The organism is Aeromonas sp. FDAARGOS 1419, assembly GCF_019047045.1.
Taxonomy (GTDB): domain Bacteria; phylum Pseudomonadota; class Gammaproteobacteria; order Enterobacterales; family Aeromonadaceae; genus Aeromonas; species Aeromonas veronii.
Genome location: NZ_CP077209.1, coordinates 984,213 through 998,255, shown reverse-complemented (window position 1 = coordinate 998,255; position 14,043 = coordinate 984,213). Strand labels below are relative to the sequence as shown.

The window sequence follows — 14,043 nt, the reverse complement described above, 5'->3', positions numbered from 1 at the left end:
GGAGCATCCCATGGAGTGGATCATGATCGTGTTCTGGCTGTGCGCTGTACTGGTGGTCTACCACCATGTCGGCTATCCCCTGCTACTCAAATTCGGTGGTCGGCAGGCGTGCAAGGTAGCCAATCCACCCCGCCCTCTTGATCGAGGGTTCAAAACAGACGCCACCGATGAGGCGCTGCCGACCATCACCCTGTTGATGCCGGTCTACAACGAGGCGGCGACCATCGCGGCCAAGCTGCAAAACCTCGCCAGCCTCGATTACCCCGCCGACAAGCTGTGGGTGCATGTGCATTTCGACGGTTGCAGCGACAACAGCTACCCCATTGCGCTAAGTCAGCTCGGTGATCCCGCCCTGCAGCAGTTGCAGATCAGGCTGTTTGATCACCCCCGCAATCGCGGCAAGGTCGCCGTCCTCAACGAGGCCATGACCCGGGTACACAGCGATCTAGTGGCCCTCACCGATGTCTCGGCCCTGCTGCCCATCGACAGCCTGCTGCTGGCGGTCGCCCATTTTGCCGATCCCAAGGTAGGGGTGGTCGGGGAGGCATACCGCTTCTGGCAACCGGGCTCACAGGGCGAGGAGAGTTACTGGCACTATCAAAGCCAGATCAAGCTCTGCGAGTCGGCCCTTGGCGGCATGCTGGGGGCCCACGGGGCCTTTTACATGATGCGCCGGGAGTGCCTCACCCCGCTGGCCGCCGATACCATCAACGACGATTTCATCCTGCCGATGCAGGCCATCGCCAAGGGGTATCGCGCTGTCTATGACAATCGCTGCGCCGCACTGGAGCTGGAAGTTTCCAATGCCGCGCTGGAGGCGACACGGCGCAAGCGGATCGGGGCCGGCAACACCCAGCAGCTGCTGCGGTTGCTGCCCCTGCTGCACCCCAAGTTCGGCTGGGTTGCCTTCAACTTTGCCAGTGGCAAGGGGCTGCGGGTGTTGATGCCGCTCTGCCTGACCCTGCTGTGGCTCTGCGCCATCCCGCTGGCCACCCAATCCCTGCTATTTCAGCTGTTGCTGGGGCTGCAACTGCTGGGGTATCTGCTGGTCATCTTGATCCAGCTGACCCCTGTGCACCCCTGGCCCAATCTGTTTCGCAAAATCCACTATCTGGTACTCGGACACTGGTACAACGGCATGGGCACCCTGCGCTACTGCCTGCGCGCCCCCATACGTTTCATGTCACAGGAGAAAGCCGTATGACACACCCCATTCCAAGATTGACCCTGGTGGTCAAACGCAGCATGGATCTGCTCGGTGCCACTCTTGGCCTGCTGCTGACGCTGCCGCTGTGGCCACTGATCATGCTGGCCATCCGGCTCGATAGCCCGGGGCCTGTGTTCTTTCGTCAGCTGCGGATCGGGCGCAGCCACGCCACCCATACCGAGCTCTTTTTCATGATCAAGTTTCGCACCATGCGCGCCGACGCCGAGGCGGCCACCGGGCCGATCTGGTGTGGCAAGGGGGACAGCCGGATCACCCGCAGCGGCGACTTTCTGCGCAAAACCCGGCTCGATGAGCTGCCGCAGTTTATCAATGTGCTCAAGGGGGAGATGTCGCTGATAGGCCCCCGCCCGGAGCGACCCGGTATCGCCAACCGGCTGGAAGATGCGGTGCCGTACTTTATCGAACGCACCTATGAAGTGGCCCCCGGCATTACCGGTCTGGCACAGGTCAATCAGGGTTACGACGAGTCGCTGGATGATGTGCGCAGCAAGCTGGCGTTCGATCTGGCCTACTCGGTCGCCCTGCTCCACCCCTGGCGCTGGCTGGTGCAGGATGTGCATATCATCGGCAAGACGATCGCCATCATGGTTGGCAAAAAGGGGCGCTAATCCCGCTGTGCCAACCTCAACCACACCCCAACCCCATCAGGCCATTGCCACTGCAATGGCCTTTTTTTATGGCGCATCCTTGTGGCACATCAACGTTGATCACCGAAAAGTCAGCGATCTGATCGCCATTATCTGGCCCCATCCATCCAAAGGCCTGATGCCAGTTTGACCAACAGCAGAAACCCAAGCGTTGCGTGATCACCGAAGCAATCCGCCCCCTGCAACCCCTAACACCGGCACATAAAAAAACGAGTAGCCAGCGGCCACTCGTTTTGGCAATTTTTCCCTTGGTGATTCAGGCGCCGTAGACGGCCAGAATATCGGTCACTCTGTTGCTCACGCTGTACCCGCGGGCGATGGTGTTGCGGGCCGCCTGACTCATTTTGCTGCGCACCACCCCATCGCTGCGCAGCCAGTAGTTGACCAGCTCCGCCATATCCCGCACATGGCCGGGCTCCACCAGCCAGCCATTGGATTTATGGTCGATCAGATTGACCAGCCCCCCCACCGCAAAGGTACAGACAGGTATGCCGTGAGCCATCGCCTCCAGGGCCACCAGCGGCAACCCTTCAAAGCGGGAGGTGATGCAGAGCAGGTCGATGTTGTGCCACTCATTGGCCATGTTCTGGAAACCATGAAGCTGGACGCGATCACCATACTGCTGCAACAAGGCACTTTTCATGGGGCCATCCCCGTAGAGATGAAACGCCCCATCCGGGCAGAAGGCGGCCAGCTGGCAAAACGCCTCCGGCCCCTTTTCCGGCGAGAGGCGGCCGACAAAGGCAATCCGGTTGCCAGATACCGTAGCCGGCGTCGCAGGCATGGGGACAAAGTTGCTGATCACCGTGCTTGGCACAGGCAATTTGCGAGCGATGGGCTCGCTCACTGCAATACACTTCGCAAAACGCGCTGTAGTGCGATCCAGCCAGCTGTAAAACTTCAGCAAGCCCTCCCCGTCATCCCCGCTGTGAAAGGTCGAGACCACCGATTTTCCGCTGAACCAGGCTGTCAGCCGCCCCAGCACCCCGGCCTTGTAGCCGTGGGTATGGATCAGCACAGAAGCCGGCTGGCGGGCCAGACGGCGCATAAAATCGCGGCTGTTTTGGCACACCTCGTAGGGCAAGCCCTGTTGTTTGAGCAGGGTCGTGAAGGGGGTCATACCGTGGTTGCTCACCAGCACTATGGTGGGGCGAAATCCCCTGGCCAGCAGATCGTTGGCGAGATGGATAATGTGAACTTCAATTCCACCGACCTGACGCGCATCGATGGCCAGCCAGATCTGTTGCATGGGTAACATAGGCACCTCCTCCCGTGGCTCCATGCCACCTGAAATAAGGCGCTGCATAGAGCGGGCCAGTCAGGCAAAGAGGGACAGGATCAGGCGCCGGGACAGGCGACCAGCAAGAGGGTCATGTCATCGAGGGCGGCATCATTGATGCGCTCATCAAACCAGCGGGCAATGCGATGAGCCAGTTGCTCAAGACCGGGCCCCGAGGTCAGGCAGATCGCCTTGAGCTGCGACTCCCAGCACTGGCGCTCTGCGGCATCACGGCTATCGAGCAGGCCGTCGGTCCAGAACAGCAGGATCTCGCCGGGCTTGAGCTGACGCTCATTGGTCACGAAGTGGGGATCCGGGCGCAAACCGGGCAAGGGGCCGGTCACACCGACCTGACGGATGGTGCCGGGCCCGACCAGCCAGGGCGCCGGGTGACCCGCGCTGGCCCACTGCACCCGCCCTTCGTTGCCGAGCTCAATACAGAGGGTGGTGAGCAGGGTAGCCCCGAGGAGCGGATCACTGTGAACCGCATTGGACAAGATGGTCAGCAAACGGGCGGGGGCGCGCTCCAGATCGTGCGCCGTCAGCAAGCCACGCAGATAACCGGCATAGGCATGGGCAAAAAACTTGGCTTCCGCATCGTGGCCCATCACATCCCCGAGCCACAACACCCGACCCTTGACCAGCAGAAAGTCCCCGCCCCCCACGGTGGCCGCGCGGGTTTGCAACGCCAGCTGGTATCCCCCTATGGAGGTGGCGGGCAATAACGGGCGCAGCGCCGAGGTCATGCGCTGATCCAGCTGCTCGCCCCATTGCGACTTGAGCTGCTCCGATCGTTGCAGCACCCGCGAAACCGCCAGCAACAAATCCTGCTTGGTGATGGGTTTGACCAGAAAGTCATCGATCCCCAGCGCCCCCGCCCGACTCTGGGTCCACTGATCCTGATGACCGGTCAGGAAGATAAAGGGCACCCCCTTCATCTTGGGATCCTTCATCAACTGCTGACGCAGCCCAAAGCCATCGATCCCCTCCATCTCGATATCGGAGAGCACCAGCGCGGGGGGCTGCTTCCCGAGCGCCAGCAGGGCGGCATGGGAGTCGGCATAACTTTCAACCCGGTAGTGCTCATGGAGATAGGCGGTGAGCAGGGCACGCATCACCTTGTCATCATCGATCACCGCGATCACCGGCAGTTGGTTGACCGGGCCCTGCTGGCGAAGGGTCACGCGATTGCGCTCACCGTCGCGAGAGAAGTGCACCTCGGCAAACAGCTGGTGCACCAGCGCCAGCCCGTATCCCCCCTCCTGCAGCTCATCGGGTAACGGCGCACTGGCAAGACCGGGTTGCGGGCCGCCATCATCCTCCAGTATCAGACTCAAGCCCGTTTCATCCTCTTTCAGCGTGAGCCAGAGCCGGGTCGCGGGAGGCGCTGTGTGTTTGACGCTATTGGTGGCCAGCTCACTGAAACAGAGCAGCCAGTTGGCTTGATCCTTTGGGGAGACCTGAAACAGGGAGAGTCCCTGCGCCAGCCGGTTGCGCAGTTCGCGCACCGCCTGCAGGGTTGACGGAGCAGATCGCAACCAGTCATCCATATCGGGCCTCCATCAGCGGGCGATCAGATCCGGAAATTGAGCAAGGCACTGCGCCGACACCAGCGCTTGAGCCATTCGGTCACCCGGTTGCTGGGCAGCCGGTTGAGCTCGCGCAGGATCTCGCTGGCCAGCCCCGGGTTGAGTTTGTCGTTATAGACAGCGCCAATAAGATTGGCCTCGGCACGGGTCAGTTTATCCACCGCACTTTGTACCACGGTCGTCGGCGTCACTCCCGCCAGCACCACCAGCAGCGCCCCTTCACAGGCCCCACACACCTGATCGGCCGGAATATTGCCCCGATTGAGGGCGGTGAGCGGCGAGGTATCGAAGATCACCACATCGTAATGTTCGAGCCAGCGAACCAGCAATTGGCGCAAGGTATCCTTGTTGCGAAAAGCCATCAGATCCTTGCCCGGCGCCGGGAGCAGGGACAACGACCGGCCAGTGGCCACCGGCTCGGGCACATCATTGGGCCCCCAGGCAACCGCCGTGGCGCGGCCGGGGTGATAGAGATTGAGATCCACCAGCAGGGTGCGCAGCCCATCCGCTTCCGAGCGCCTTGCCAGCGCATCGCAGATGGAGCTCACCCCCTCTCCCCCTTCCGACGAGGTGACCGCCAGCGAGCGGATCCCCCGGGCGACCGTCGCCGCGTAGAGGGATTCGAGCTCCAGATATTGAATGGGGATGCTCATATCAAAGCGTCCCGACCAGGGCCACCACCGAGATCGTGGTCAAAATGTCGCGCATGCCATCCATGAAGATGGCCCAGTTGCTGCTTTTGCTATCAGGGATAAAGACGGTGTCCCCTGCGCGCAGCACCGGCAACTGGCTAAAGTCGGGCTCTTTGGCAAAGCCGTCGAGATCGAAGCTGCGGGCCTGATCCCCCTGACCACTGGTAGCCATGTTGATCACCACAATCTTCTTGATATAGGCGCTGCTGGTCGGGCCTCCCGCCTCTGCCAGCAGATCCAGCAGGGTCATGGAGGAGTCAAAGCGGTAGCGACCGGGACGGGCAATCGCCCCCAACACCCGAATGGTGTTCTCCTTGGGCTCGTCGAGCCAGGGGCGATTCTTCTCCGGCAGGTAGATGGAGTCGCCGGGCAGCACCTTGGGCAGCAAGGTTTCATCGCCGGTTTCAAAGTAGAGGGCAAGATCGAGCTTGCTGACCCGCGCAGTGCTGCCACTGCGATGGGCGATGCGCACATTGCGCAGATCCGCCGCCGCAGTCGGGCCATCGGCAGCCGACAGGATGTCGATAAAGCCCATCTGCTCATTGAAGGCATAGCGACCGGGGGCCCCGACCTGACCGAAGATATAGATGGAACTGTCCGGTGACTGGCGCACCCACTGGGACTTGTTGTCACTGGGATCGGTGGGCAACTCGGGGATCATGATGGTGAATCCGGCCCGGATCTTCGGCAGGCTGGCTAGCGCCCCCCCCTGATGAAGGAACTTGTCGAGATCAAACAGGGTTGGCGTGGCCTGCCCCCCTTCGGCGGTCAGGATCTGCACCTTGGCGATATCGGCCCGCTCGTTGGGCCCTCCGGCGTGGGCGATCAGATCCAGCAGCGACATTTCGTCAGACCATTCATAGCGGCCTGGGATCCGCACCGCCCCCATCACCATCACCGCCCGCCCGGGGGCCACTTTCAACCAGGACTTCTCGTTGATATCGGTCTTTTCCGGCACAAAGATGGCGTCACCGGGTTTGACTTGGGGCAACGCCTTTTGCATCCCCTCGGTATAAGCCTGCAAGTCGATGGGTTCGATCGTGCCATCGGTGCGCAGCAAACGGATCTGGCGACTCTCGGCATAGCGGGTCGGGCCGCCGGCATTGGCCAGAATATCGAGGAAGGAGTCCCCTTCCCGCCCCTCATAGGCGCCGGGTTTGAACACCTCGCCCATGATGTAGATGGTGCGCGCCCCCCGTTTTATCTGCTCTTCATCCTTGGGCACGAAGATGGTGGCGCCCGGCGCCAGATTGGGCAGCAGCTTGTTGTTGCCGGAGTCGAGATAGGCTTTGAGATCGAACAGCTCGGGGGCATCACCATTGATCACCCGGATCCGCTCCACCCCGGCAAAACGGGTCACCCCACCGGCTCGCATCAACAGATCCACGATGGAGTTGCCACTCTTGAAACTGAAGGCGCCGGGGCTGTTGACCTCGCCAAACACCTTGATCGCCTTGCCGGTATCGCCATCCCCGCCTGCCGCCAGGGTTGCCGCATCAAAATCGATCTGCACGTTGCCGATCAGCGGAGAGGCGGGTACGAACACCACATCGAGGGATTGCAATGGCGGCAACACGCTGGCATCGCCGGTATCGAGATAACGCTTGTAGTCGAAGCTAGAGACCGTACTGCCACGCCGCACCTGCATATTGTTGAGCTGGGCACCGGGCACCAGACCGCCAGCGGCATCGAGGGCCATCTGCACGTTGCCATCGGGCGCCAGATCATAACTGCCGGGTTTTTTGACATAGCCCATCACGCTGATCAGCAGCCGCTTCTCCAGCAAGGTGACGGTCAATTGAGAGAGGTTGTTGTAAACAGGTTTGAGGGCAGTGCGGATCAGCTCATCCGCCTGTTGCAGGGTCTTTCCCCCCACCACGACGTTGCCGACCTCAGGCAGTGCAATCTCCCCCTGCTTGTTGATCTGGAAAGGCTGATCAAAAGCAGGCTCACCGGGTTGCACTATGGCCAACCGATCACCGGGAGCCAACAAGGTGGAGGCCAGTAACGGGCAGGTGAACAACAGCAAGAGAACACAGATCAATCCTTCGAGAGCGCCCCGTTTCATAGACATCCTTTTCGTCTGTTACGTCTGCCCCCATTGGCGTAAGGGGAGCCCTGACCAATCAGCACGACAGCCATCCGCTGTTGTCTGTTGCAGCCGCAAACGTACTTGTTGTAGTGATTGTGCCAACACGGTCTGACGCCAGGCTACATCCGACCAGAGCCGTCCGTGCATATCCCGTTCGATATCAATACGTTGAGATTGTAGTCGTTTCAACTCGGCAGGCATACACCCCTGCAGACTCGCTTGCTTTAATTCCGTCAGTTGCAAGTCGAGTTCCTTCTGACGCTCATCATAACGAGACCAGACCCGCCGTTCATCCTCATTGACCGGAATACGGGTGGGTCTTGCCTCTGCCATGCCGCCATACCCCTGCGGCGGCCACTGCGCACAACCCGACAGCAGAATGGACGAGAGCAGGATACCAAAGCGTTTCATGATGCAGCGGCCATCATGCCACGGGAACGCATATAGGCCTTGATGCTCTCATGGCAGGGGATCACCCGGTCGATATGCAGCATCTCCAGCAGGTCATGAGGTTGACCGGGTCCGCAGACAAGGGCCATCTGATGCCCGTTCATAATCAATCTTTTATAGAGAAATACCAAGGCTCCGATCCCCGACGAGTCGATAAAATGAACATCGCTGATATCGGCCAGGATATCTCCCGGGTGGGTCGAGAGGGTTTCAAACAACGGGCGGAGCTCACTGACGGCCATCGCGTCAAACTCGTTTTCCAGTACCACTACCTGGATATCATTAAGGGTGTAAGTCATGCTTTCCATCGCTAGCTCCTTGTCGATTCTCAGACTATTTGCTGTCACGGCATTCAGCACGTTGCAAATGTTATGCCGGGCAGTGCCACGGCACTTGTTCTCCAAATGATACTCTTTGCGCCTTATTCGCCAACACCCACTCCTCGTTTTGATTGCCAAATTGCAATTAACCTCCCCCGCACGTTGCAAACTGCAATTCACCTTGGCCGAGATCGCCCGATAACAGGCTAAATGGCTGATAATTCAAGCCCATTAGACTGGGCCCGATTATTGCTTGCCTTTGGACACACTTCACAAGCCACCTTTGGCTCGGCCCCCATGCCGCCATTTTCCAGGAAGGAGAGATCATGAAAGCAGGCCTTTACATCGCACCACTGTTGGCAGCCCTTTGCGGCACCGCATACGCAGCCCCCTCCCCTGACAGCGCCGTGTTGAAGGTTGAAGGCGCCATCAGCAGCCCCACTCATCAGGCTCTGGCCCTGTGGGACAGCGCCATGCTGGATCAACTGCCGGTACACGAAATCAAAACCCATACCCCATGGTATGACGAAGCCAAGACCTTTCGCGGCCCGCTACTGCAAGATGTATTGGCCAAGGTCGGGGCAACCGGCAAACAGCTCACCATTACCGCGCTCAATGACTACTCGGTACAGGTGCCGACCAGCGATGCCGAGCAGTATCGGGTCATCCTCGCCCGCACGATCAATGGCAAGCCACTGTCGGTGCGCGACAAAGGGCCGCTGTTCCTTGTCTATCCGTTTGATCAATATCCCGAACTGCAAAACAAGCTCTATTACGGTCGGGCTATCTGGCAGATTAGTGCGATAAAAGTGGAGTAGATCCCATCATGCGTTCCATGGCGGCCAGTCAACGTTTCTTGTTTGTGGTGCTCTGCGTGCTGCTCCTAGCCTTTGCCGGTATTGGTACCATTCAGTACCGGCAATTTCAGGATCTGCAGCGCAGTACCAGCCAAGGCGAAGACAACGTGATGTGGAACTATTTCCAGCTCTATAACGAAGCGCTGCGTTTTCAAAGCTCGCTGCTCCATGAGTCGCAACCGACTTTCCAGCTCAGATACGATATTCTGGTCAGCCGCATGGATCTGGTGCTGGAGAGCAAGGATCGCAGCCTGCTTCAGCAAACAGAGATCTACCAGCAGGCAAGCAAAGCCATTCGATCCTACATCTCTCTGGCGGATATCTGGCTCGGCCCGGAAGCCACCAAGCCGCTGGACAATCTTGCCCATCAGGAGCTGCGCCAACAGCTTGCCTCCCTGCTCCCCCTGCTCCATCAGCTGACTCTGGAGGTGAACCAGCAGGCGACCCTGTTTGATGTGGCGCGTCGCGACAGCGTGAGGGAGCAGATCATCACGACGACACTCATCGCAACCCTGCAATTTGCGCTGCTCTTTGTGCTCGCCCTGCTGATCTGGCGGCAAATGAATATCTCGTTTCTGCAGCACAAACTGATGCAGCAGCTCAATGACAAACTGCTGCGGGCAAATCAGGCGGCAGAGGCCGGCACAAGAGCCAAAAGCAGCTTTTTGGCCAACATGAGCCATGAAATTCGCACCCCCATGAATGGCATTCTCGGCATGCTCTCACTGCTGGCCGACCGGGATATGGATCCGAGGGAGCGAGACTATCTGGAGACGGCGCGCGAATCGGCAAACCATCTGCTCGGTCTGCTCAACGACATTCTGGATGTATCCAAGCTGGAAGAGGGCAAGATCGAGCTGCAACTGGCCCCCCATCACTTGCCCCAGCTGCTGGAGGATATCCGGGCCCTGATGCAGAGCAACTGCGATGCAAAAGGGATCAAGCTGACCCTGACAGTTGCCTCCGATACGCCGGAGTGGTTGATGATCGACCCGCTGAGGGTGCGCCAGATCCTCTTCAATCTGGTGAGCAATGCCATCAAGTTCACCCATCAGGGGGAAGTAAAGATCCATGTTGATAGCACCCTGTTGGAGCAGGATCGCCACTCGATACGCATCTCGATCCAGGACACCGGGATCGGCATGAGCAAAAGTCAGCTAAAGAACCTGTTTCAACGTTTCGCCCAGGCGGATGTCTCGATCACCCGCCAATATGGTGGATCGGGCTTGGGACTTGAAATATCCCGTAACCTCGCACGCCTGATGGGTGGCGATATCTCGGTAGAGAGCAGCGAGGGACATGGCAGTACTTTTACCTACATCTGGCCCGCCAGAGCCACGACCCCCTCGATTGTTTGCCTGCCGTCCAAGCCGCTGGATCAGGAGAGCTATCGCATCTTGCTGGTTGATGACAATGCCACCAACCGCAAGGTGATCGGCGCCATGCTCGACTCCGTGGGCCATCAGGTCACACTGGCCGTTCAGGGAGAAGAGGCGCTGGAGAAACTGGGTCACACCGAATTTGATCTGGTGTTGATGGATGTCCAGATGCCAGTGATGGATGGCCTGGTGGCCACCACCCGGATCCGCACCTCCCAGATGCCTTGGGCAGATATCCCCATCATCGCCCTGACGGCGGATGCGATGCCGGAATCCAAGCAATACTATCTTTCCCATGGCATGAATGGATATATCACCAAGCCCATCAATAAAGAGACGCTACTGAGCGAGATAAACAGACATATTTCCCATGGTCGGCTCAAATACAACGCCGCCCTGCGTGTCACCAAGCAATAACCCCCCCCCCCTGATTCCGGGCTACTGATTGCTCATGTGGGGCAACATTGACGTCTGCAGGCAACTGAATGGGCTTGGGTCTGGAACACACGCAGGCAAGCCGCTTCGCAACCGCTGCACGGGCCGTTGGCTTGTCTCGGGTATGCAGGGATTTTTTGATCTCTTTACGGCGACCACAGGGGAGCGTGGTGACTTTCCGGTAATACCAGATGCCGTGGGGACTGAGCCAGAGATTCATCGATGAGCTCCTTGTCGTCCACACAAAGTGGATGACCAAGGGCTTTAGGAAGCTAACTTATTGAATTGCAGAAACAAGTGGTGGCCCTACCAGCCACATCCCGGCACTCGAGTCCCCCGCCTTGGCTGCTACCTTCCGGTCCTGACCAGGTCGACGGGTTATCAATGCGAGAGGACCAATAGGACCACCGGCGAGGAGAATAGGCAAACTGGGCGTTCAATGCAACGGCTTTCTATCCTCCAACAGATCGTTTGCCTTATTTTTCAACAATCTGCCGAATGAATCAGCTAAACAGCATAAATTTCGCCCCCACCAACAGCATCAGCAGGGCAAAGGCCTGCTTGAGGCGTGTGGGTGACAATCGGTGTGCCAGCTTGGCACCAAGGCGGGCAAACTGGGTACTGGTCAGCACAATGCCCAGCAGGGCGGGCAGATAGATGTAGCCCACACTCCACTCGGGCAGATCGGCATGACCCCAACCCGCATAGAGGTAGCTGAGGCTCCCCGCCAGCGCGATGGGCATGCTGCAAGCTGCAGAGGCCGCTACCGCATTGCGCATCGGCACCGAGTTCCAGCTCAGATAAGGGACGGTCAGCGAGCCACCGCCAATACCAAACAGCGCTGACATCCAGCCAATGATGGTACCGGCGATGCCTGTGCCGAGCGGCCCCGGCATATGGCGCTCCGCTTTGGGTTTAAGGTTGAGCCCCATCTGTAGCGCCATACTCCAGGCGAAACAACCGATGATGATATTGAGGGTGCTGGTGCTGAGCAGATTGGCCGTCATACCACCGAGCCAGGCACCAACCAGCATGCCCGCCCCCAATCTGCGGATCATCACCCAGTCGACGGCACCCGCTTCCTGATGTGCTCTAAGCGAGCTGAATCCGGTAAAGATCATGGTGGGCAACGAGGTGCCAAGGGCCAGATGGGTAATGATTTCAGGGTCGATACCCTGAGCGCGAAAGGTCATGACCAGCACGGGGACAATGATCAATCCACCGCCAATCCCGAACAGCCCTGCCAGCATGCCGGCAAAGGCGCCCAGCAGGAGGTAACCCATAAACAGCATAAAAATTCCTGTTTTGAACGATAAACGGCCAACACGGCCGGGCAACAGTGGATATCAGCATGAAAAAAAAGAGATGGCGCGAGGGCCATCTCTTCATTGTGCCGGTTAGTGCAGCGGAATGGTACCGTCCATCACCTTGTAGAAGGCCAGCACGGCACAGCCGAGCAGAGCCGCCGTCATCCCCTGCTCCAGCCGGTTAAGGCCGCGCAGACCGTGATGCTGACGTGCCTTCCAGTAGATGAAGATGCCCGGACTATAGAGCAGCGCCACCAGCAGCAGGTACTCCACACCAGCAGCGTAGACCAGCCAGCAGCCGTAAACCGTCGCCACCAGGGCCAGCAGCAGGTCACGCTTGCGCTGATGAGGTTGACCCTGATAGGTCTCCCCTTTCAATGCCAGCTTCAGGCCATAAGCGCCCGAAAAGACGTAAGGCACCAGCGCCGCCGAGGTGGCGATGTTGACCAGCGCCAGATAGGTGCTGCTCTGGAAGTAGATGATGATCAGGAAGATCTGCACCAGACAGGTGGAGCACCAGAGGGACACCTGTGGCGAGCCGTTCTTGTTCTCCTTGGCAAACCAGCCCGGGAAGACGCCGGTCTTGCCTGCGATGTAGGGCACTTCAGCGGCCAGCACGGTCCAGCTGAGCAGAGCACCCATCACCGACACCACAAGACCGATGTTGATAAGCCAGGCGCCCCAGGGGCCGACCACGGCTTCAAGGATCATGGCGGTCGAAGGGTTCTTGAGCGCCGCCAGTTGCGGCTGGCTCATGACACCCAGCGAGAACAGGGTCACCATCACGTAAAGCGTCAGGGCGCCGAGCAGCGCCAGCACTGTCGCACGACCCACATCCTTGCGATGACGGGCACGGGCAGAGACCACCACGGCCCCTTCAATCCCGATAAAGACCCAGAGGGTCACCTTCATGGTGGACTTGACCTGATCCATCACGGAGCCCAGCTCCATGTTGTTCTGGCCCCAGATATCCAGAGTGAAGGTATCCATGTTGAAGGCCAGCAGGATCGCAACACAAAAGACGATGAGCGGCACCATCTTGGCGATGGTGGTGACGATATTCACCAGCGCAGCAACCTGTACCCCGCGCAGCACCAGCGCATGCACCGACCAGATCAGGATGGAGGCCAGCGTGATGGCCACCGGCGTATTGCCGTCACCGAAGATGACGTTGTCCGGCGTATCGAAGAAGTAGCTCAGGGCGCTGAACACCACGATGGCGTAGGAGACGTTGGCCAGCAGTTGGCAGAGCCAGTAGCCCCAGGCGGCGTTGAAACCGATGAAATCGCCGAAACCGGCCTTGGCATAGCTGAAGATACCGCCATCGAGATCGGGGCGGCGCATGGAGAGGTTCTGATAGACCAGCGCGAGACAGATCATGCCAAGACCGGTGATGGCCCAACCCAGGGCGACCGCCCCGGCACTGGCATGCGCAGCAATGTTTTGTGGCAGACTGAAGACCCCGGCGCCGACCATGGAGCCGATCACCAGCGAAATGAGGGCGCCCAGCCCTAGTTTCTTGTCCATTTCAATCCTGTTTATTTAGGCGGCGGCAGAGCGTCCGTATTCATACTGCGCGCAATATGGGAGGGGCTGGGAATCCTGACCCCGTGAAAAAGGCGGCAACTATATTGCATGACTATTCCGACCGCAATCCCTCGTCCCGTCAATCATGCACCGCCTTGACCGCGCGCAATTTTACAGCACTGACCCATATGGCCTGTGAGCTGGCTCAAATTAACCAAGACCCATTGATATTTCTCATTTT

General features: G+C 59.1%; 12 protein-coding genes and 1 other RNA gene. 4 read left to right on the top strand and 9 right to left on the bottom strand.

What is annotated here, in order from left to right; translation table 11 throughout:
• Nucleotides 1-10: 10 nt before the first annotated feature.
• Both I6L49_RS04345 and I6L49_RS04340 read left to right on the top strand, forming a co-directional pair.
• Nucleotides 11-1,204 carry a glycosyltransferase family 2 protein gene (locus I6L49_RS04345; protein ID WP_088869116.1) on the top strand — a complete coding sequence of 398 codons (1,194 nt, stop codon included), beginning with the start codon at nucleotides 11-13 and terminating at the stop codon, nucleotides 1,202-1,204.
• Nucleotides 1,201-1,836 carry a sugar transferase gene (locus tag I6L49_RS04340; RefSeq protein WP_088869117.1) on the top strand — a complete coding sequence of 212 codons (636 nt, stop codon included), beginning with the start codon at nucleotides 1,201-1,203 and terminating at the stop codon, nucleotides 1,834-1,836. The genes I6L49_RS04345 and I6L49_RS04340 overlap by 4 nt, the downstream gene beginning before the upstream one ends.
• 295 nt (nucleotides 1,837-2,131) lie before the next feature.
• Here the strand turns inward: I6L49_RS04340 and I6L49_RS04335 are convergent, their stop codons facing one another.
• The 6 genes from I6L49_RS04335 to I6L49_RS04310 form a co-directional block, all read right to left on the bottom strand.
• Complete coding sequence (locus I6L49_RS04335; RefSeq protein WP_216950684.1) at nucleotides 2,132-3,133, bottom strand: glycosyltransferase family 4 protein; 1,002 nt, start codon at nucleotides 3,131-3,133, stop codon at nucleotides 2,132-2,134.
• A gap of 80 nt (nucleotides 3,134-3,213) precedes the next feature.
• The gene (locus I6L49_RS04330; protein WP_216950683.1) at nucleotides 3,214-4,704 is read right to left on the bottom strand and encodes a SpoIIE family protein phosphatase; all 1,491 of its coding nucleotides are present in this window, start codon (nucleotides 4,702-4,704) and stop codon (nucleotides 3,214-3,216) included.
• 23 nt (nucleotides 4,705-4,727) lie between these two features.
• Entirely contained in the window at nucleotides 4,728-5,396 is a 669-nt protein-coding gene (locus tag I6L49_RS04325) for a tyrosine-protein kinase family protein (protein ID WP_005360129.1), read from the bottom strand.
• A 1-nt stretch (nucleotide 5,397) separates the two neighbouring features.
• A complete protein-coding gene (locus I6L49_RS04320) occupies nucleotides 5,398-7,503 on the bottom strand; it encodes an SLBB domain-containing protein (protein ID WP_005360128.1) in 2,106 nt (701 codons plus the stop codon).
• A gap of 18 nt (nucleotides 7,504-7,521) precedes the next feature.
• Nucleotides 7,522-7,938 (bottom strand): hypothetical protein, encoded by a 417-nt coding sequence (locus tag I6L49_RS04315; RefSeq protein ID WP_019445317.1) that lies wholly within the window; start codon nucleotides 7,936-7,938, stop codon nucleotides 7,522-7,524.
• Nucleotides 7,935-8,285, bottom strand: coding sequence for an STAS domain-containing protein (locus tag I6L49_RS04310; protein ID WP_005333409.1), 351 nt, complete (start codon nucleotides 8,283-8,285; stop codon nucleotides 7,935-7,937). The genes I6L49_RS04315 and I6L49_RS04310 overlap by 4 nt, the downstream gene beginning before the upstream one ends.
• Before the next feature lie 338 nt (nucleotides 8,286-8,623).
• On the opposite strand from I6L49_RS04310, the gene I6L49_RS04305 reads away from it, so the two are divergent.
• Together I6L49_RS04305 and I6L49_RS04300 are read left to right on the top strand one after the other, a co-directional pair.
• Nucleotides 8,624-9,115, top strand: a complete 492-nt coding sequence (locus tag I6L49_RS04305) for a molybdopterin-dependent oxidoreductase (RefSeq protein WP_005351410.1) — start codon at nucleotides 8,624-8,626, stop codon at nucleotides 9,113-9,115.
• Nucleotides 9,116-9,123: 8 nt separating this feature from the next.
• On the top strand, nucleotides 9,124-10,950 hold the full coding sequence (locus I6L49_RS04300; protein WP_216950682.1) for an ATP-binding protein: 1,827 nt from the start codon (nucleotides 9,124-9,126) through the stop codon (nucleotides 10,948-10,950).
• Nucleotides 10,951-11,272: 322 nt separating this feature from the next.
• Here I6L49_RS04300 and ffs read toward each other — a convergent pair.
• From ffs to arcD, 3 genes are all read right to left on the bottom strand, one after another.
• Nucleotides 11,273-11,369: signal recognition particle sRNA small type (gene ffs, locus I6L49_RS04295), an RNA gene on the bottom strand.
• Between the two features lie 102 nt (nucleotides 11,370-11,471).
• A complete protein-coding gene (locus I6L49_RS04290; protein WP_216950681.1) occupies nucleotides 11,472-12,260 on the bottom strand; it encodes a sulfite exporter TauE/SafE family protein in 789 nt (262 codons plus the stop codon).
• A gap of 105 nt (nucleotides 12,261-12,365) precedes the next feature.
• Entirely contained in the window at nucleotides 12,366-13,802 is a 1,437-nt protein-coding gene (gene arcD, locus I6L49_RS04285; RefSeq protein ID WP_005336921.1) for an arginine-ornithine antiporter, read from the bottom strand.
• Nucleotides 13,803-14,043: the final 241 nt, after the last annotated feature.